We start from the raw sequence: 20806 nt of genomic DNA, 5'->3' as shown, positions 1-20806 counted from the left end.
CACATGCCAAGCAAATCAACATCGGCAAAGGTATCAGTAAACCAGTGAATATTGGAGGTACAGTCTCTAGAGGACTGACGATAACAAGAATCGCCCACAGTAACCCGCCAGTGAGGCACGCAAGACCGGCGAGACGAATCCGCTCCACCGATGGCTTCACATTACTATCCATAAAAAATCCCTCCTTTTAAAGGAATGAACGGTATTAACATAGAACAATAGAACTATAAATATTTTATGAGGACAAAGCGAGACTCCTTGGCCAGTCACCATTGTTCAAGACTTTCAATCCCTTTAATTGGATTATAACTTGCAGGTAAATAAAGCGGGAGGATGAACTTTTTTCACCCCCTATATATGTGGAAGTTCAATGAAAATGGATCGAATCAAGGGGGATGGCCTATGTTATTTCGTTTCATAGAAATTTCCATTCTTTTGTATTCTACATTCATGTTATGGCGTAAAAGTGAACAAAATTTATTTTTCCGCTGGATGAGTGCCTGTCAAATTCTTATCGCATTGCAGCGGTTAACAAGCGTCTTTCAAATTTTCACGCTTCCCTATTTACATGCTACTTCATATCCCACCATTTTGATTGAGGAGCTTCAACTGTTTATATTTATTGTCTACTATTCTTTTGTCGTGTTGTTTCCCTTTATCATTTTGATGGGTTGGATTGTATTTCCCGATGCCATCTCCAGGTCAATCGGGGCGGTCTTTTTTATTCTTTTTTTCCAAACGGTTCCTTCCCTTTACCAAAATTTCAATTGGTTTTGGCTATACGCTGCGGGCTGTCTTTTAATCTTGATTCTTTTTATTGGCATCATGATGGGGAAGGAGAACGATGGCCATATTTATTTTAATAGAAAACGAACATTCACCGCAGGAACCATATCCATGTTGTTGAACCTCTTTTTCTTTTATATTCATAACAAAACAACGAATTATGGAAACGAGCTTCCTAAGTTTGAAAGTAGTGTGTTACAGATTCATGGCCCACATGATTATTTTAACTCCATCGCGTTTTTAATGATTTTTCTTTTTGTTTTTTTCTCCGGCAAGTACGGTATGTTTGGAATCAAATTGTATATTGAGAAGCAGCGTCTTGATAGCTCGATAACGGCTATAAAGTCCGGGACAGCTATTCTTAACCATACGATTAAGAATGAAATCGGAAAAATGGAATATTTAAGGGAAAGAATCAGAGAGAAGCTCCCGACAAATGATATTAATCAAGTCGATGAATACCTTGATCGAATGCAGCAGGTCACCAATCATTTGCAGCAAATGATCAACAGAATCCAAGATAAGACAGGTGATATTTATCTAGTTAAGACGAAAAAGTCGCTGCATTCGATTCTAAAAGAAGTGATGAATCAGGCGGATGTTTATTTGGAAAAAAATCAAATACAAAAAATGGAGAAATTCGATAGGGATGTTACAGTAATATGTGATCCGATCCATTTGCAGGAAGCGCTTCTCAATCTTTTTATTAATGCCATCGAGGCAATGAAACCATGCGAAGGGATATTGATCCTCAGAATGATGGTAAGCAAGCGCAACGTAATACTTGAAATTCAGGATAATGGTAAAGGGATTCCGAAGGAGCAATTTTCTAAAGTGTTTGAGCCATTTTACACCACTAAAAATAATACAAGCCACTATGGTCTTGGGTTAAGCTATTGCCATTCGGTCATTCATAAGCATTCCGGCACACTTAAAATCGCTTATTCTGAAATCAATCAAGGAACGACTTTTTCAATATATTTTCCAAGAAGTAGTTTTGTAGAGGAGGAGATTGGATGATTAGTGTCCTAATTGTGGATGATGACCCGTTCTGGCAGCAACAGTTAAGAAAAGACTTAAATGAGGAATTGGATATCACGGTTGTGTCGGCAGTAGCCAGTAAGGAAGACGCGCTTTTAATGATTCAGGAGCGGGATGTAGATATTGTGCTGATGGATATTAATTTAACCGAAAATCTATTGGACGGGATTGATGCGACCCAATTAATCGACCGCCTTACAAATGTAGAAACAAAAGTAATCATGCTTACCTCATTTCAAGAACCAGAAATTATTGTGGAAAGTTTTCGAAAAGGGGCAACGAACTATATTCCAAAGTCCAACTACGCCAATCTCGTAACCTCTATCCGTGAAGCCTACCAAGGCAAATCCACTTTCCATGCTGACATAGCTGAAGTCATTCGCGCAGAACTACGCTTATCGGTATTAACGCCAATGGAACGGCAAGTGTATCAACTGAGGAAGCAAGGGTTAAATAACACTCAAATTGCTGAAAAATTATTTAAATCTTTGAACACCATTAAGAGCCAAATCAAAAGCATTCGTAACAAAATACGGTTTTAATAACATAAAAGCTATATTACGAGGATTTTTTGTAATAAGTTTCAATTTAACAATTTACTAGTGACATTAGGTCTGTAATATTAATCAGACTACTACTTAAAAAAGCCCCGACTTTTGAGTGTTACGGTGAACCTTACCATAAGCAAATGAGGTTTTTTAATTAATCGTGGTGTGACAGATACCGGTACATTTTTTGTGCGCTTTTCCATACAATTACATAAGGGTAATTTTGAGTTATTGGAGGGAAATAAATGAAACGGTTTTGTAGTTTGTTGGTTTTTTTGTTGGTTTTACAAAGCTTTAGTACGTTAAGCTTTGCTGCGATGACGTCTGTTTCTTGGGGGGGAACAAAGCAAGCAGACTATGATACTTCTATTCCTGGGACTAAATTGCTTTGGTCAGATCCACTTAGTAATGGAGGAATGAATCTAAAGACAGGAGCAATGACTCGAGGGAGAGATGCTGATGTGGCTTTTTCTTCTGATGGCACGGACATAGGAGCGAATGAGATTGTAGACCTAGGTACGGTGGAGTTTGACAGTGTAAATCAATTTCAAAACAGCGGCTTTCAACAGCTCATTCAGGCTGTGCCGGGACATGTGTATATGATTAAACGTATGGATGGAACTGTGGCTAAATTAAAGATTATCAGTCAAGTGAATTCTGTTGTTTCCTTTAAATATGCTTTAGAAAAATCATCCGATGATCAACCCCCTCAAGTGACTTCGATTAAGTTTAAGGAAACACTTAGATACAGTCCAACTCCGGTTTCGTTATCGATTATTGCAAAGTATAGTGACAAAACAACAGCAGTAGTTAAAGGTGACTCTGTTAAATGGAAATCTAATAATACGAATGTTGCAAAGGTTAATTCAAAAGGGAGTATTACTTTTTCAGGTAAGCCTGGAAAGGTGACGATCACGGCAACTTATAAAGGAAAAGTGGCCAGTGCGACTACAACTGTAGGAAATGTTGTGAAATCGCTTTCGACAACAACGAAGTTGGCCTATACTAAAAAACCAATTAAGATCACCGTTATTGCGACCTATATGAATGGTAAAAAGGTGAAACTTAAATCAGGAGTGGTTTGGAAGTCTAATAATACAAAAGTTGCAAAAGTTAATTCCAATGGAGTTGTCACCTTCACTGGAAAAAACGGAAACGTCACCATTACAGCAACTTATCAAGGAAAAAAGCTTACTTTAAAAACTACTGTGGCAAGGGTAGATCCCTATTATGGAAAATGGAAACTATGGATTCCAGGTACAATGATTGACTATTTTTATAAAGGCACTGGTAATTACGCAGGAAGTGACTATACAAAAGGTGCTGCCAAAGGGTCTCTAACCATTATGAAAGATGGAACGTATACGTTAAATGGCAAAAAAGGAAAGTGGCGTGTCGCGAAAAAGGGTGAAGTATTCAATCATCCAGTTTCAATTATTCTCTTGAAAGCAGTCAACAACGATGATATCGCAGTAACCGCCCATGATAGAAAGAAAGGATATATTAAGTTAATGACAGATAGTAAAGGCAAATATACCGATGGATCAAAAATTTGGATTTTCGGTGCAGAGGGATATAAATAATGAAGCACAATTAATTAAATCAACTAAAGTGCCTGTCACCGCCCGTCATTTTGTCGAGAGATATCGACATGATTCGAGTAGTGACAGGCACTTTTATTAAAGCAACTTCCTGCTATTCTACCTTAACTTTGATTATATCAATAGCATGATATCCATAGCCTTTATTATTCCAAAAAGGGTTGTTTGGATGGGTTCGCCCATATGAATCTGTTGCTACTGAAATAATCATATATTCACCTTTCTTTGATATAGCCCATTCATAAGACCAAGGTTGCCAGCCATAACCAGTATTGTTTGTAGGCTCTAATTTTGCGTTTAGCCAAGTAGTCCCGCCGTCTACACTTATTTCTAACTTTGTAATAAAGCCTTGACCTGTCCAAGCAATCCCTTTAATTACATGCTTACCAGTATGTAAAATTTCCATATCTAAAGGCTTTTGAATACCTGGACTTTACCGTCAAGGATTACGTTGACGGGTTGGTACTGCTCTGTTGCGGCTAGGACGCTGACCGCCGAGCTCATGCTTTATCTCGAGCGCGAACTTAAAGTTTTCTTTAAGTTTCATTAATGGGCTAATCTACCATGATAATATACAAGGAGGAAAAACTACTGTTGCAGGAAGCAATACGGCAACTTCAATTGAACGAATTATGATAATTCTCGTAAAAGATGTTCAAATCACATAAAGATCCTTCACGGTAAAGGAGTGAGTCTGATGCTGGTGGTTGGAAGAAAACCCGGACAATACATAGTGATCAACGAAAAAATTAAAATAAAGGTAGTTAAAAGTGAAGAGGGGCACTTACGCTTGGCTATTGAAGCGCCAAAAGATATCTCTATCGTTCGCGGAGAATTGCTGAATCAAGAATAAGCACAAGTATCTCGGTTTTTAATGCAAGCTTTCGTTTCGGCAGCTTTGAACTAGTCCAATAGCTGCAGTTCCCTTGCTTTGGAGATTGCCTGTACCCTTCTCAACCTTAGCCAGTGCTCCGCGATGGCGAATGTTGTTCAACTGAAAGAACTCTTTTAGATACCACGAGCAGGAATGGTGTATCTTCTGGGATTAACCTTCTTGAATTGCTTGCTGAACTAATTCATCTTGCAATTCCTAGAACACCTTGGATTCCTGTAGTTTTTGAATGAGCCGTGTATAAGAGGTTCACTTGGAATTCGATCAGAACCGGTAAAGCCACAATCCATGCTGAATTCTACACTTCTTTTCAATCGATTCCGGAGATCCTTAATCGTTGGAATGCGCTCCACGATTCGAATGAATAGCGATTGCAGCATAGCTGCGTAATTGAGTTGTGTCGGTGCCCCGAGAAATGCCTTCTTCGTTACAACCCGTAAGAATAGAGTAATCTCTAATGTTTCGAACAGGTAACCGTAGGTGTCCTTGGGCGACATTTCTAATAATGATAGAACTAATGCTGCCTTATTAGCAATAAAAAATAAGTGGCTTCCTGTATAAGATAGAAAAAGTGGTGAACTTTGAATGAATCTATTGGTGAAAAAATACTAGATCAGAACTAATGATAGCAATGGCAAATCAAGAATTTTAGTTGTTTTATAAACCAAAGATAGATTTAGTTTCAGGAAAAATAAATGGGGTTCTCTTAGGAGAGTATGTATGAGCAAAATAGATCTAATTATCAAAATGTTTTTAGATGAATTAAGAGAGGAGCTAAAAAAGGCAACCGGCTATATTGAAAATGATAATGCAAATGGGAGTATCTACTCCATTAGAAAAATTGCATCTGCAATAAATACTTTAGAAAAATATAAGACAATAACAATGACATTCAAGTTCGCAGAAAATACCTGGCAAGTATTTTATAAAAATAAAGAGCTTCAATTTAATGGTTATCTCAGAGAGGCCATTGTTGAACAAAAGATCAAAAAAGGGGAGCACAGGCTTAAAAACAGTTAAATGTGTTTTATACACCCATAACTTTCTTCCAAGGAAAACAGACTTTCTTGTTGGATACTATACATCTGGAGTCATTCCTTTCTTTTCTCGGGTGTGTAGTACGGGTACTTAACAATTCGAGATTTGGGGAGGTACTCCTTTTTTCACGCGTTAAAAACTCAAGCCCAGTAAGGCTTCTCAACTTTCAAAAAATTTTTTCACAAAAAGACTAAACATTTCAATTAAATTGTCGATATATAAATTAATCTCATATTCGATTACTCATGGACGAGTAAATACGCATGTAGTTTCAAGGAGGAACATTTGAAACAGATGCCTATTTATTCGTCTTTTTGCTGTTTAAATGTAGTTTTTTCACAATTGAATAATTTATTTAATAATTACGAGACTTAGGATGAGCAAATAAGTCGCCGTCATTCTTCAGGAAGAAGAAGGGCAGCGACCTGTTTGCTCATTTTTTTATGTCAATTTAATAAACGGGATAAGGGGATGAGCCAATGCTCGTGTTAGGTAGAAAACCTGGAGAATATGTGCTGATTGACAACAACATTAAGGTAAAGGTCATTAAGAGCGATGAAGGTCATTTACGCTTGGCGATTGAAGCACCGAGGCATATTTCTATTGTTCGTGGAGAGTTATGGGAAGAAAACAATATAGCCTTAGCAAAAAAGGTCGAGGCCTCTGCCACTTAAGGACGAGTGGTGAAATCAAGGAAGATAATAGTTTGACTTACAAATCCTTGTTTTGGATTAGCGCGCAATCCATCAATGACTTGTGAGCACAGGGTATGAGCTTCGAAGGATGCAAACGGATAGGCATCCTAAAACACACCACATGGAGGTAATGAGAAATGAGAATTAACCACAACATTGCAGCACTGAACACGCACCGCCAGTTGAATAGTGCATCAACTGGACAAGCTAAATCAATGGAGAAACTAGCTTCAGGTCTTCGTATCAACCGTGCTGGGGATGATGCAGCAGGGCTAGCAATCTCAGAAAAAATGCGTGGACAAATTCGAGGATTGGATATGGCGGCTAAAAATGCACAAGATGGTGTTAGTTTGCTTCAAACAGCTGAAGGTGCATTAAACGAAACACATTCAATTCTTCAACGTATGCGTGAACTAGCTGTTCAAGCGTCAAACGATACAAATACAACAGATGACCGTAAAGAAATCCAAACAGAAATCAATCAATTAACTTCTGAAATCAACCGAATTGGTAACACTACTGAGTTCAATACAATGAAGCTTCTCAACGGAGAAAGAGCGATTACTTCTATTACTACTCCAGGTAAAACAATATCTGTGGATGTAGTAAAGGCAAAATCCCAAACAATTACGGTTGGACTGCAACCAGCTACTTGGTCAAGCGATGACTCCAAAGTGAATTTTGATGTTGGATTTTCTGGTACAGCTGCAAACGGGTTTGATTGGTCAGACTTAGACATAACACAAACGAATAAATTATCTATTACAAGAGATGCAGACGGATTTAAATTAGATTTTAAAGGTATAGATGGCGGAGCAAACACGCTTGAAATTAAGGCAGAAGCTCTTGCACACGACCTAGAAACTGACACATATACTTTTGATAATCATGGAATCAAATTTTCATTTACAGGCGAAGAGGTTAAAAACTGGGCAGAAAATGAGAAAGTTGACATAAATTTAAATATAGTTGGGGCTGACGTAACCGGGGGTGTTCAAACAGCAACGACTATACAAGATTTTACAACTAATACTGCTCCAGGAGCAACACCTGTTCCTGAAACGGCACCAGGACAAGTAACTGCTGGTGCACTATCTTTTGATTTTACAGGTGCAGGGGCAACTTTAAATGGCTATACAATTGAGTTTGGAACAGTAGCGGATGACACTACTACAAGTGCAACTATTGATACAACTAATAAAAAAATCATTATCAATGGGGACTTTGACGATACAGATACTAATGGAGATTTTTCTAGCAATTCAGATATTAAGGATGCAATTGAAGCGGCTTTTCAAGCTCAAGGTGGCAGCTTCATAGGTATTACAGTAACCGTTACTGGTACACCTGGTGTTGAAACACAAGGGGAGTCTTCCTCAGCAATCGCTGATGGAGTGGATGCTTCTACTACTTTAGCCGGACAAGGGGCTCAATTAACTAACTTTAAAGTCGATGGTGATTCTCCTGAATTACTTGCTAATGTTGCACAAATTAAAATCGCATGGGACGGCACTGACCTTATTGTAGACCTTCAGGATGATAAAGGTGTTTCTGTTTCAAAATCTACACTTTCTTGGGATGGGACCTCATCAATTAGTTATGAGTCAAATGGTGTTTCATTCGATTTAGATGCACAGGATGCTACTGACTTCTCAGGTACTTTTAAATTTGAAACTGAGAAAGTAGCTGTTGAAACAAGTAAAACAGCAGATACGACAACTACTGTTGATAAATCATTAAGTTTCCAAATTGGTGCTAATGATAATCAATCCATGTCAGTAGCTATTAATGATATGAGAGCATCAGCCCTAGGTATCGTGGGGACGGGTACAGGTTTCTCTGCTGATAAAAATGTTACAGACGGAACAAATAGTACAAATGTAGAATCTGCCTTAGATGTTACTACATTTGAAGCCGCTGCAAATGCAATTACTGTATTTGACAATGCTATCAAATCAGTATCTGCACAGCGTTCTAGCCTTGGTGCATTCCAAAACCGTCTGGAACACACAATCAACAACTTAGGAACATCTTCTGAAAACTTAACAGCTGCTGAGTCTCGTATCCGTGACGTAGACATGGCGAAAGAAATGATGGAACAAACGAAGAACTCAATTCTTTCCCAAGTTGCGCAAGCGATGCTGGCGCAAGCGAACCAACAGCCACAAGGCGTGCTGCAGTTGCTCCGTTAACTCCCAAAATTCCGAGGGGGTTTTCACAAAGGCACATTTATCGTTTTCAGTCTCCATTTATCACTAATTTCTTTTGCAAAAACAACCTCCATCTCTACTTTATCATAAGTGGAATTGGAGGTTGTTTGCATGAGGTCTAGGATCCACCCTTCATGTGAACACTTTTCGGGGTAATGTGGCCGACTTGTGATTCGCTTTCGCTGGATAATCAGCCCTTCTAGCTGTAGTGTGTTAGCGGCAGTCGTTGTCACACTACCAACCTTAACGCTATGTTCGCGCTTGCAACGCACTTCTGGCAACCAGCATATACCCGGCCCCCCGAATCGTAATGATTCTCTCAGGATCGGCAGGGTCAGCCTCGATTTTTTTACGTAAATTACTGATGTGTACAGCGACCGTTCTCGTATCCTCCAGACTCTCCATTCCCCAGATGAGCTGAAACAACGTATCGACAGTGACGACACGATTAACGTTTTGTGCCATATAGGACAGTAGACTGAACTCTTTTTTCGATAAAAAGATGGTTTCACTACCCATGTTGACGGACTGTGCGTAGAAATCCAGCGTCAAACCCGGTAACTCCAACAGTTGTTCCTTTCTGCCCGTCGACACTCTGCGAAGATGAGCCTTGATCTTGGCCATGAGTACTCCAGGACTGAACGGCTTGGTCACATAATCGTCGCCGCCATAGGATAATGCGCTGATTTTCACCTCGTCTTCCTCATGACTGCTCAGAAACACGATCGGCGCATTCGTGTAGTTACGTGCGTTCTTGCACCAATCAATGCCGTTTTCATTAGCCAGCAATACATCCAGTACAATCAAATCCGGCTCGAACAATGCAAGCAGTTTCATGGCTTCTGTCCCGCTATGACTGTAGGAGGATATGAAACCCTCCCTCTCGCAATACACCTGAACAATCTCGCATATATTGGGATCATCATCGACGATCATAATTTTGTGCGTGTCCATCACACCTTCACCTTCCTTCATTTATAATACAAGGAAGCGATACATAGAATATCGACCCCGTCTTGCCGTCGCTCTCCGCTCGAACCGTCCCTCCATGCGCTTGTACGATTTCCCTGCAAATCGCCAGCCCTAGCCCGCTGCCCTCTACTCCCTTCTCCACGCCCGGTCGTTCATACTTGTAATTGCGATCGAAGATTTGCTCGAGCTGATCTGGAGGAATACCCGTGCCAGAATCTTGTACGCTAATTATCGCATAGCGGGTATGATTCACCTCGTCCACAGCTAGCGCAATACGCACCAACCCACCCCTAGAGGTGAATTTCATCGCGTTCGACACTAGATTAAACAACGCCTGCTCTAATCTTTGCGCATCCATCTCGACAACAGGCAAGTTAGGTCGTTGATCTTCCGTATTTCCGATATCCAGCATGAAATCCAACCCTGCGTCACGCACAACCAGCTCATATTGTTCAAAAAACCCACGCAAGAAGTGATTCACATGAACCGGCTCCATTCGGTACGAGACTTGTCCCGTCTCCAAATGCGACAAGAAGGACAACTCCTCGATCATGCGGTTAATCCTAATCGTGTTATCCCGGATATACTTCAGGTACTGTTCATTACGTTCCGGCTTGACCTTGTCTTGCACAGCTTCTACATAACCAAGCATGCTGGACAGCGGCAAACGCAGATCATGCGTTATATAGGCAAGGAGCTTCTTCCTCCCTTGCTCGGAGTGAAGCAACCGGTCATACGAAATACGGAGATCATCATGAGCTGCGGATAAGGCATGTGTGCGTTCCTGTACGGTCCGTTCCAAATTCATATTCATTTCGGTCAGCTTGTTGTTAGCGTCCTGCAGCTCACGTGCAATCTTCTCCTCGTTCGATGCCGCCCTCGTAAATCTCGAAGAAAGTAGAATCATCTGTGCGATCGTAAACACCAACATACCAAGCGGAGATGTATTTCCGATCGGCGACCATTCGTTGTAATATAAAAAATCGTTGATGACAGTAACAAGAGCAACCACTGACACCAGCAGGAAGATCAGCGCTCCCTCCACACGCCGCACAGCCGCTTGGACCAGCCCAACCATCAGATAAACCATATGGAGAACAACCATCACACCGATCATCAGTAATAATTTTGTATATATAAGTGCAGGGGTCACCACAATAATTATACAGAATGCCCCGGTTACGATCCGCGTGCCAAGATGAAACCAACGCGACACAGAATTTGGAAAGATGCAATCAGAGTACATCGCGATGATATAACCACTGCTGCAAAGAATCAGGTACTCGATCTTGAACTGTAATTCCCACGGAATAGCTGGCCACAATTGTGTGATCAAGAGCTCGCCGACCAGCAATGATCGGATTCCCAACAACATAGTGAACAGACCAAAATACAATGTAGCCCTATCTTTGCGTCGAAGTCCGAACAACAGCAGATGATATACGCCAATCACAAGCAGGCCTGCGGTGGTGAACATTTCTGCGGCGATTCTCAGATTTGTCCTAACCGTTAACACATCACTGCCGCCAAACTCTATATACTTGGTGATGCCGCCTCGCTTATGATGGAAGTTGGCTACTTGCATAACCAGCTCCACCCTGTCATTCTCTGGCTGAAAGAACACCAGCTTCGTTGACAGATGCGGTGTCACGCTGCTCTTGTCCTGACCAACCACACCTACTTCCGCCAGTAACTCGCCATTAACCCATAATTTATACGCATGAAAGATGGTAGGGAGCCGCAGAGCAAGCCGCTCATTCCTATCCTGCTCGCTAAGTTGGATGACCAGCCGAAAGGTTGCAAAGCCAGTACCGTTCAGCTGCTGACCATCTAACCGATAGCCTAGCCAGGAGCTCGGGATGCTGATCCAGCGTTCATTATTTCCGTCCCTTGCCGAACGAATCTGTATGTCCTCAGGCGACAGCCGCTCTTGCCAGTAGAACGCCCACTCCCCATTTAACTTTATCGGATTCTTACTGACATGAACCTGCGTTAAATCCAGAATGCCTTCTTTACTTTGGAACTTAGGGGAGTCCGGTGCAGAGATGACCGCATAGCTTGCAACCAAACCAATAACAACGGCAGCAGCTATATGAAGCAAGATAGTACGAGAACCGAATCGGAGAATACCCCTCATTATGAACCCAACCCCAATCTACAAGTCGCAATAAGTAAGATGATTATCTAAATAATATCATCATTAAAGGAAAATGTACCCAACAAATATTTGCAAGGTGTTGAACACAAACATCACGATGAGGTTCTTTTTTGCACGTTAATGAACCGTCCACCCCCAAGTTTTAAACAAGAAGAAGGGAACGGGTAACGAAGCAGACGCACCGATGCAGATCACAACGGTAGATTCAGACGCCGTTTTCTTACCCCACAATGTGGCGCCTTGCTTCGAAAATATTTCCCATGATTTTGCGGGGGCCACATAGCCTCCACTTCTTTAGCTCGGCCCGTTTGGCCACACAAACACAGAAGCCCGAGTACTAAATATATTCGGGCTTCAATATACAGGTAAATGCGGCTCTTAACTACTACTTCCTTACGGGCGACACACAGCACTCCACATGTCTCGAATGTGTGCTACATCAATAATGACACTTAAAGTATTAAATACATAGTTTACGCCTAATCCCTGTTACTGTCCCATAATAAATATATATAATGAACTCGATTGGCTCGGTAAAATCTAATATCGCCTTTTTAGGATTTTCATCGGTACGGTGAATCGTACCATAAGTAAGGGAGGATTTCTGAAAAAATTCCCCTGTGGAGTAAACTACCGCGATTTGAATAAAATATATGAAAAGTAAGGAGGTCATCCTTTATGCACGCAATTAGCAAAATAGGTAAGCGTTTTTGGTATATCACTCCAATATCGGTGACCGACCGGCCCATTCTAGGGATGGTGGTGGGTGATAACAAGACATTAATGATTGATGCAGGCAACTCAATAGACCATGCAAATTATTTTTTGAAAGAACTTTTAAAAAGGGAGGTCCCCAATCCTAATATGGTTGTACTTACTCATTGGCATTGGGATCATATCTTTGGTCTTTCAGCATTACTTAATACAGTTTCTATTGCTTCCAAAGAAACAAAAAAAGAAATGGAGAAGCTAATCCCGCTTTCATGGTCAGACGAGGCATTAGATGCACGAGTGAAAGAAGGAGCGGAAATTGAATTTTGTGCGAAGGCAATTAAGGAGGAATTCACGGATCACCGAGATATCAGGATTGTCTTGCCGGATGTAACTTTTGAAAAACGGGTGGAAATTGACCTTGGTGGGGTAACCTGTATCGTACAACACGTTGGAGGGGATCACGCTGCAGATTCAGTAATCGTGTATATTAAAGAAGAAAAGATTCTCTTTCTTGGTGACTGCATTTATCCTGATATTTTTTCCGAAAAAGAAAACTATACAATCAAGGAAATACTACCGCTATTAGATGAACTAGAATCATTTGATGCAGATACATATATACCTTCGCATCAAAAGCCCATTTCAAAAGAGGAATTTAATCAGGAAGCAGCTAAGCTTAGAACCATTGCGAAATATACAGATATTTGCGGTGGAGATAAACAGAAAATAATGGAGGAATACGAAAAGTACGTAAAAAGGGAACTGACAGAAGACGAAAGGGAAACAATCGCCGACTTTGTAAATGGGTATTAATTTATTGATTGATAAAAATTTTAGAAGGCAGTTTTTCTATTACTAAGCAATGGGCCCACTCTTTAAGAAGTGGGCTTTATATTTTATATAATGACGTTGGTTTCCATTTCAACTGCCAATACGCCGTGGTTACCCAGCGCGTTTTATAAAATGAAACTAACGATGATACCTGAAAGTATGCTTACAAGTGTGGCGCCATATAACAGCTTCAACCCAAAACGCGCGACGACATTCCCCTGCTGTTCATTCAGACTTTTGACCGCCCCGGTAATAATGCCAATGGATGAGAAGTTGGCAAAGGAAACCAGGAATACAGAGAGAATCCCCAGTGTACGGGCACTAAAGTGATGATTGCCTCCGGATAAATCCATCATCGCGACAAATTCATTGGTTACCAGTTTAGTCGCCATAATCCCCCCTGCACTAATCGCTTCCGATGAAGGAATCCCCATAATGAAGGCAATTGGAGCAAAAAGATAGCCTAATAGCCGCTGAAAGGAAATGTTGAATAATAGCTCAAACACATGATTGAATGCCGCCATTAAAGCAATGAACCCAATCAGCATGGCACCGACGATAATGGCAACTTTAAAACCATCAAGGATATACTCCCCGAGCATTTCAAAAAAGGATTGCTTTTCTAGCCCCTGTATTTCTAATATATCTTCACTTGTTTTTACCTCGTACGGATTAATAATAGAAGCGATGATAAAACCACCAAATAAATTTAAAACTAAAGCTGTGACAACATATTTTGGCTCCAGCATTGTCATATAGGCACCGACAATGGACATCGATACAGTCGACATCGCCGAAGCGCATAGAGTATACAAGCGCTGTTTCGAAAGCTGGCCTAGTTGTTTTTTTAACGTGATGAAAACCTCCGATTGTCCGACCATCAGCGAAGCAACTGCATTATATGATTCAAGCTTACCCATTCCATTCACTTTACTTAATAGCCATCCAATCCCCCTCATGAGGAATGGCAAAATTCTTAGATGCTGGAGAATTCCAATTAATACAGAAATAAATACTATTGGCAGCAATACATTTAAAAAGAATGGAGTCTCTCCCTTGTTCGCCATGCCGCCAAACACAAAGGAAACCCCTTCGTTTGCATATTTAAGTAGCATGGTAAAAATAGTAGATATTCCTTTGATGATGATGAGGCCAAATTCTGTATTTAACAGAAATACTGATAAAATAATTTGAATGACAAGCATCGTGATAATTGGTTTGAATTTTACCTCTTTTCGATTGGAACTTGCCAACCAAGCCAAAATCAATACAACAAGAATACCTAAAATAGAAATACCATATCGCATATGTAACCTCCTGATGAATTTAAACAATTTGTGCACGCTTCTAGTATAGTTACCACTAGTATAGAACCTCTTTTATTTGTGATTGCAATGGATATTTTGTCCACATTTAATAAAAAAGAACCGGGCATAGTGTATTCAAATAAAAATATCTATTGTGAATTTATCCGTAAATCACCAAGGTATTGAAAATTCAATTCTAAGCCTAGATGAAATTGTTCAGTGCTATTTAATCTTTTAATACAACAAAAAAATGTTTAACATTATACGTATACTTACCCTAAATTGGGGAGATTTAAGAAAAAAATTAGTTTGATTAATATGGGGAGACTTGATGAATCACAGCAAGAAGCTTTGCTAAGAACTTGTGACCTTAAGATGTTAATTGAGAAAGAATTGTTAAATAGGTACTGTGAACCGCCCCATAAGTAAATGAGGTTTAAGTAGTAAGGCACTTTTCAAAAATAAAGAAGATAAATCATCAGAAAACGATGATTTATCTTCTTCTTTTTCTATTATATTTAATATAAAAATATGTATTAATAACTATAGTGGAGTTACTCATTATAGGATTAACGAAGCAAGTCCAATCTAATAAATAGAAAGGGGCAGTTGTAGCTGAACTGCCCAGTTTTATCCAATTTATATTTAGCTATACTCTATCAGATTATTAATGAACACTACCAGTTTCGAGGTTTTAATTCTGGTCCAAGTATGTGCGGAACTTCTTCTCCACTTGATTCATCATGTACGAAATGTGCCGAATACCAAACCACTATATCTCGTCCGTTAATATTCTCACTATTTACGAATTTGTCTAAATTAGCTCTAGCTTTATCTAAATTTGAAGTAAAACCCTGTCCATCATCTAACTCATTACTATGGTAGCTAAGAAGCCACACATCCCCTACGCCAAAACTATCTGCTTTACCATCATCCTTACCAGGGACCAAATAATATCCTTCACCCGTTAATTTGTTAGAAACTAGCCATTTTCTATTATGAAAGGTGTCACGCGTTCTTTTGATTTCATAATTAATCGTTCGAAAAATAGAAGTTCCAGTACTGATCTGGTCGTTAATCTCTTGAATAAGGTTATTATTAGCTTCCCGAATATCAAAATCCAATCTCCAATATACGTGGTGAATATGAGGATTGCATGTACAAGAATTGGCTACTGCACTAAAACCAAAACGTGGGCGAATAGTACCATCGTTGTGGAAACGCCATTCACTGATATATCGATACCAGCCAGCTTCCAATTCACTTACTAATACCATTTCTTCCCCTTCTGTATAAATCCCTACACCGAGATAGTTACCTGTATCAGTACCATTATCAAGGATGGTTCGTGCAGGGATTGAGCACATACGAAATCCGGGTGCAATATCTGTTCCAATTGCTTCAATACTTCCTTCCTGCCACTGCCAATCACGGTAAGGACCACAAACATCATTCACGTAACGAACATTCAGGATTGGTACGTGAGCACGGGATAATACTTTTTTTCCTCGATACATCACATCTCGAAGTTCGATCCCTGAACCAACTATACCTGAAGAAGCAGCTGGTCTCACTGCAAGGAAGCTCCAAAGCTCCGTATTACCTTGCGACACTTTTATTTGTACTTGTCCTGCAGTTCCTCTTCTTACTGTAGGCTGATGCGCATCAGGTGGGGGTTGACAAATTTGAACACTTGCAGTTGAAGATGGCGGGGCACCCGTTTCATATATAATTACTTCACGTTTAATCATATTAACTCCGACAATCTGATGTAAAAGCTCTCCGTTAACTTCTTGAGCTTCCTCTAGGGGGAGAAGTCCAACTGCAAGGGTCCTTTCAAAACGGTTGTTTCGAACCTCAGTATCGATGATGGCTGGCATTGCTCTGTAGGGATACAGAAGATTTTCTTGAATGAAGCTGCCAAGCTCAGGATGATCTCGAACAATATTTATCGCTAACTCGAATTCCTCTATACTTGGTAATGGCTGGGTATCTAATTGATAGGCTTTGAGGTGTCCTGGATTATGAATCGGTCCAGTGGCTATTACTGTTCGATTATTGGTGTAGTCATAATATGTGGCTAGAAAATCACTGGGCGGTCTAGGTTGAGAATTTTTCGGGTTGTTTAATTGGCTTCCAGGAATATCCTCTGGATCAAGTAATTCCAAAGAGAGCAACAAATTTCTCGTTCCCCGTAAATAAGATTGGATAGAAGGATGATCATCACAGATACTTTTTATTTTATTTATTGCTTCTTGATCTAGACCAAATGGAACTACATCTATAATAAGTTCTCGACTTAATCCCATTGAATCACTCTCCAAATATACTTTTTGAGTAGTTATTACAACTCTTCTAGCATCATATGTTAATGAAATATCAGAAGAAACCGTTTGTTTACCTATTTTTTAAAGCTTGTATTATATTATCTGTGATTCCATTATGAAACGAGCGTGGGTGGAATTTTTCAAAGCACACACAAAAAGAAGCAAAAAAACTTTGCTTCCACTAGTCTATAGAGAAATTAATAAAAATCGGTACTTGATAATCTTATTGAACATTAGCACAAAGAGAGGGAATTTTTTTACCAAAAGTGCCTGTCACCAAATTATTCGGGGAGTGACAGGTACTTTTCTTAATATATTCCTACTCTTTTTTGGCAGCCGATTGATATTTTTATAGAAAGGTAAAACCCTACGTCTTGAATTTATTTCTTCGTTTTAAATCTGTTTGAGGCAATTCCAATATAACTGATTCCACCTAAGATCGATATAATACCTCCATAAATTCCCCAGCTGCCTTCTTGACCTGGAACTGTGATCGCTGCGATTCCTAAGAATAGATATGAAATACCGATAAGAATAGTGAGTTCTTTCCACCCAGGTTTTCGAGTTGCAGCTAATAAATTTGAAAAAATTAGAATGGAGAAAAGTTGTATACTTTCGGCCCATCTATTATATTTAGCAAATTCACTAACAACATTAAGTTGGGATTGAAGCTGATCCCACATACTGGGAGCCATAAAAATAAAAGCAATTAAGGTTAGGAGGAGTAAGGGACGAGAATAATTAGCGCTTTTAAACATATTATTCCATAGGCCCTTTCCAGGGTACGTTAATGCCAGTATTATGAGCGGTATTAAAAATATGAGTTCAATAAATGGTGCCGCATCGGGATTTTCAGTCCCAATTAAAAAGGATAATCCTAGGAAGATGATATGGCCTAAGATATAGAACTGTAGCAAAAGCGGCTTATTCCACGGTTTCCATAGCAGGGCAATCAAGCTGCCACTAAACATAATGCCTACTAATGCTCCATGTTCGGCACCAAACCAACGAAACTTTCCCACATTATATACTGGATTCTCCGCATCACAACCTGGACACCCAATGGTCACCCAAGGCAATAATCCCTCCTGTAAAGACTCCAGTAAAATTAAACCGCCAAGTGCGAATATAGAAACGAAAATAGTGAATAATATGGTTTTTAAACGTTTTTTAGGGGGCGAATTGATATGGCTAACTTCTTCCAATAAAAATCCCTCCTTTTATTGATCCTAAGAATAATTTATGTGAATGGAGTTGTTTTATATAACAAAGATGGACATACGAAACATAATATATTTGAATGTTTTTGTGTAGGTGGATGGGTCTTTAAAAAGAAGGGTGTAATAAAAAACTACCGCTTGTGAAGCGTATCATAAGTAAATGAGGTTTTTTCCTGTTATGATAGCATTTAAAGAGATATTGAAGGAGGAAGTGAACGTAAGTGATAAATATAACTATTCCAAAGCCAATTGTTACCATTACCAAACAGAATAATCCTGAGCTAAGTAATATTAATGGGTTTACTGATTTTCATCTTATCCCTAGGGATAAGGGTGGTATTTTTATGTTCTATAACAAAAATCAAGAGCTATTGTTCGTTGGTAAAGCAAGGAAGCTGAGACCAAGAATAAAAAAGCACTTTGAGGATACTGTATCCCCAATTAAAGCCCATAGAGATGAAGTCACTAAAATTGAAGTTTGTGTTATTGAAGACCCTGTACATAGAGAAATTTACGAAACGTTTATTATTAATGAACTCAAGTCTATGTACAATATAGACAAGGTGTTTTTTAGATAGAAGCTTTATCAAGACGGCAATAGGTACAGTCAATTAAGACCATACCTATTGCCTTTTATAATTTGAAAGATTAAAGGATGAGAACGATTGGGTAGTACACTCAAAAAATTGCTAACATACATATATACTTACTCCTGAGAATTAGCTGAATAATAGAAATGAAAAAGGAGACAGATATGGATTTTCTGTCCCTTGTTTGTCTCTTAAATCACCATAATAAACCATGTCATAAACGAATGTGGTTATTTTTTATTTCTAGCACTTTTGCATTTTTTATTGTATTAATATGCAATTATAGTTATAATTATAATAATTTATTGTAATTATAGGAGAGAGTTCTATGGAAATAAAAAATATTATTATTATAGGTGCAGCAGGTAGAGATTTTCACAATTTTAATACGTATTATCGCGATAATAAAGCGTATAAAGTTGTTGCTTTTACAGCAGCGCAAATTCCAGATATTGATGGACGTAAATATCCAAGTGAATTAGCGGGCGAACTGTATCCTGAAGGGATTCCGATTTATTCACAAGATCAATTACCAGAGTTGATTAAAGAGTTGCAAGTGGATGAATGTGTTTTTGCCTATAGTGATGTTAGTTATGAAGATGTGATGGGCGTGGGTGCGATCGTGAATGCAGCGGGTGCGAACTTCACATTGTTAGGGCCAAAAAGCACGATGTTAAAAAGTAATAAGCCTGTTATTTCTGTTTGCGCAGTGCGAACTGGTACAGGAAAAAGCCAAACATCAAGAAAAATTATTGAAACGCTGCTTGAACATGATTTAAAAGTTGTTGCAGTGAGACATCCGATGCCTTATGGCGATTTAAACGCGCAGCGTGTTCAGCGTTTTGCGACAGTGGACGATTTAAAGAAACATAATTGTACGATTGAAGAAATGGAAGAATATGAACCACATGTGGCACGAGGAAATATTATATACGCTGGCGTTGATTATGCAGATATTTTGGCAGCAGCTGAAAATGATCCAGATGGCTGTGACGTTATTTTATGGGACGGGGGAAATAATGATTTCTCTTTCTTCGAGCCTGATTTAGCTGTTACTGTCTTGGACCCGCATCGCCCAGGTCATGAGCTAAAATACTATCCTGGCGAAGTATGTTTAAGAACAACTGATGTCGCTATCATTAATAAAGTAGATAGTGCAGCAGAGGAAGCTGTTCAAATCGTAGAAAATAATATCAAATTTGCAAGTCCAAATAGCACCATTATTAAGGCTGAATCAAAAATTACCGTCGATCAACCGGAAAGCATTGTTGGAAAACGCGTGTTAGTCGTAGAAGATGGTCCGACTTTGACACATGGAGAGATGAAACTTGGTGCAGGTATCGTTGCGGCTGAACGTTTAGGTGCAAAGGAGATTATTGACCCACGTCCATTTGCAGTAGGTACATTAAAAGAAACCTTTAACAAATACAAACATATTGCAAACGTCCTTCCAGCGATGGGATACGGCGAACAGCAATTGAAAGACCTTGAAGAAACCATAAATAATGCTGATTGTGATGCAGTGATTATTGGGACACCAATCGATTTATCCCGCGTCATTTCGATTAATAAACCGTGCACACGTGTACACTATGATTTAGATGAAATTAGCAGTCCGAATTTAAGCGGAATTTTAAAAGATTTTATCCAAGAACATAAACTTGGGTGAGACTTAAATAAATTTAAAGAGACTAGCAACAGATCAGTTGCTAGTCTTTTTAAATGTGAGCGTCAAACCATTTCAACTCGGTTTCATAACCTCATTTAGATCCATCACGGAGGACCGTATCATAAATAGGCACGGTTTTTATGATATAGTTATGTCTCGAATAATTGAAATGAGGTAACAGCGAGTTTCTAAAAATGTCAATATAAG

The 20806-nt window shown here is 39.3% G+C and carries 16 protein-coding genes; 10 read left to right on the top strand and 6 right to left on the bottom strand.

Annotated elements, in window-relative coordinates; genetic code table 11:
* Positions 1 to 402: 402 nt before the first annotated feature.
* The 3 genes from KHA93_RS16520 (at position 403) to KHA93_RS16510 (ending at position 3958) form a co-directional block, all read left to right on the top strand.
* A complete protein-coding gene (locus tag KHA93_RS16520; RefSeq protein WP_213111741.1) occupies positions 403 to 1806 on the top strand; it encodes a sensor histidine kinase in 1404 nt (467 codons plus the stop codon).
* Positions 1803 to 2369: a response regulator transcription factor gene (locus KHA93_RS16515; protein WP_213111740.1), complete on the top strand. Its 567-nt coding sequence runs from the start codon at positions 1803 to 1805 to the stop codon at positions 2367 to 2369. The genes KHA93_RS16520 and KHA93_RS16515 overlap by 4 nt, the downstream gene beginning before the upstream one ends.
* Before the next feature lie 251 nt (positions 2370 to 2620).
* Positions 2621 to 3958, top strand: a complete 1338-nt coding sequence (locus KHA93_RS16510; protein WP_213111739.1) for a hypothetical protein — start codon at positions 2621 to 2623, stop codon at positions 3956 to 3958.
* Between the two features lie 112 nt (positions 3959 to 4070).
* Here KHA93_RS16510 and KHA93_RS16505 read toward each other — a convergent pair whose 3' ends face one another.
* A complete protein-coding gene (locus KHA93_RS16505) occupies positions 4071 to 4382 on the bottom strand; it encodes a molybdopterin-binding protein (protein ID WP_213111738.1) in 312 nt (103 codons plus the stop codon).
* 291 nt (positions 4383 to 4673) lie between these two features.
* Here KHA93_RS16505 and KHA93_RS16500 point away from each other — a divergent pair, with 291 nt between their 5' ends.
* The 4 genes from KHA93_RS16500 to KHA93_RS23655 all read left to right on the top strand — a co-directional run bounded on the left by KHA93_RS16500 (position 4674) and on the right by KHA93_RS23655 (position 8793).
* On the top strand, positions 4674 to 4829 hold the full coding sequence (locus KHA93_RS16500) for a carbon storage regulator (RefSeq protein ID WP_213111737.1): 156 nt from the start codon (positions 4674 to 4676) through the stop codon (positions 4827 to 4829).
* Positions 4830 to 5588: 759 nt separating this feature from the next.
* Entirely contained in the window at positions 5589 to 5888 is a 300-nt protein-coding gene (locus KHA93_RS16495) for a hypothetical protein (protein WP_213111736.1), read from the top strand.
* Between the two features lie 497 nt (positions 5889 to 6385).
* Entirely contained in the window at positions 6386 to 6580 is a 195-nt protein-coding gene (locus KHA93_RS16490) for a carbon storage regulator (RefSeq protein ID WP_213111735.1), read from the top strand.
* A 158-nt stretch (positions 6581 to 6738) separates the two neighbouring features.
* Positions 6739 to 8793 carry a flagellin N-terminal helical domain-containing protein gene (locus tag KHA93_RS23655; protein ID WP_285891555.1) on the top strand — a complete coding sequence of 685 codons (2055 nt, stop codon included), beginning with the start codon at positions 6739 to 6741 and terminating at the stop codon, positions 8791 to 8793.
* Positions 8794 to 9060: 267 nt separating this feature from the next.
* Here KHA93_RS23655 and KHA93_RS16475 read toward each other — a convergent pair whose 3' ends face one another.
* Positions 9061 to 9786, bottom strand: a complete 726-nt coding sequence (locus KHA93_RS16475) for a response regulator transcription factor (RefSeq protein ID WP_233711199.1) — start codon at positions 9784 to 9786, stop codon at positions 9061 to 9063.
* A complete protein-coding gene (locus KHA93_RS16470; protein WP_233711198.1) occupies positions 9773 to 11884 on the bottom strand; it encodes an ATP-binding protein in 2112 nt (703 codons plus the stop codon). The genes KHA93_RS16475 and KHA93_RS16470 overlap by 14 nt, the downstream gene beginning before the upstream one ends.
* A 735-nt stretch (positions 11885 to 12619) precedes the next feature.
* On the opposite strand from KHA93_RS16470, the gene KHA93_RS16465 reads away from it, so the two are divergent.
* Entirely contained in the window at positions 12620 to 13468 is an 849-nt protein-coding gene (locus KHA93_RS16465) for an MBL fold metallo-hydrolase (protein ID WP_213111733.1), read from the top strand.
* 143 nt (positions 13469 to 13611) lie between these two features.
* On the opposite strand, the gene KHA93_RS16460 is transcribed toward KHA93_RS16465, so the two are convergent.
* From KHA93_RS16460 to KHA93_RS16450, 3 genes are all read right to left on the bottom strand, one after another.
* Positions 13612 to 14793, bottom strand: coding sequence for a NupC/NupG family nucleoside CNT transporter (locus KHA93_RS16460; protein ID WP_213111732.1), 1182 nt, complete (start codon positions 14791 to 14793; stop codon positions 13612 to 13614).
* Positions 14794 to 15470: 677 nt separating this feature from the next.
* Entirely contained in the window at positions 15471 to 17102 is a 1632-nt protein-coding gene (locus KHA93_RS16455; RefSeq protein ID WP_213111731.1) for a copper amine oxidase, read from the bottom strand.
* 398 nt (positions 17103 to 17500) lie between these two features.
* On the bottom strand, positions 17501 to 18325 hold the full coding sequence (locus KHA93_RS16450) for a hypothetical protein (protein WP_213111730.1): 825 nt from the start codon (positions 18323 to 18325) through the stop codon (positions 17501 to 17503).
* A gap of 236 nt (positions 18326 to 18561) precedes the next feature.
* On the opposite strand from KHA93_RS16450, the gene KHA93_RS16445 reads away from it, so the two are divergent.
* On the top strand, positions 18562 to 18918 hold the full coding sequence (locus KHA93_RS16445) for a nucleotide excision repair endonuclease (RefSeq protein ID WP_213111729.1): 357 nt from the start codon (positions 18562 to 18564) through the stop codon (positions 18916 to 18918).
* 340 nt (positions 18919 to 19258) lie between these two features.
* Positions 19259 to 20599: a cyclic 2,3-diphosphoglycerate synthase gene (locus tag KHA93_RS16440; RefSeq protein WP_213111728.1), complete on the top strand. Its 1341-nt coding sequence runs from the start codon at positions 19259 to 19261 to the stop codon at positions 20597 to 20599.
* Positions 20600 to 20806 lie beyond the last annotated feature (207 nt).

The sequence above is a fragment of the Lederbergia citrisecunda genome, assembly GCF_018343695.1.
GTDB lineage: Bacteria > Bacillota > Bacilli > Bacillales > Bacillaceae_C > Lederbergia > Lederbergia citrisecunda.
The sequence above is the reverse complement of the archived record's forward strand: the minus strand, read 5'-3'. Positions and strand labels throughout refer to the sequence as shown.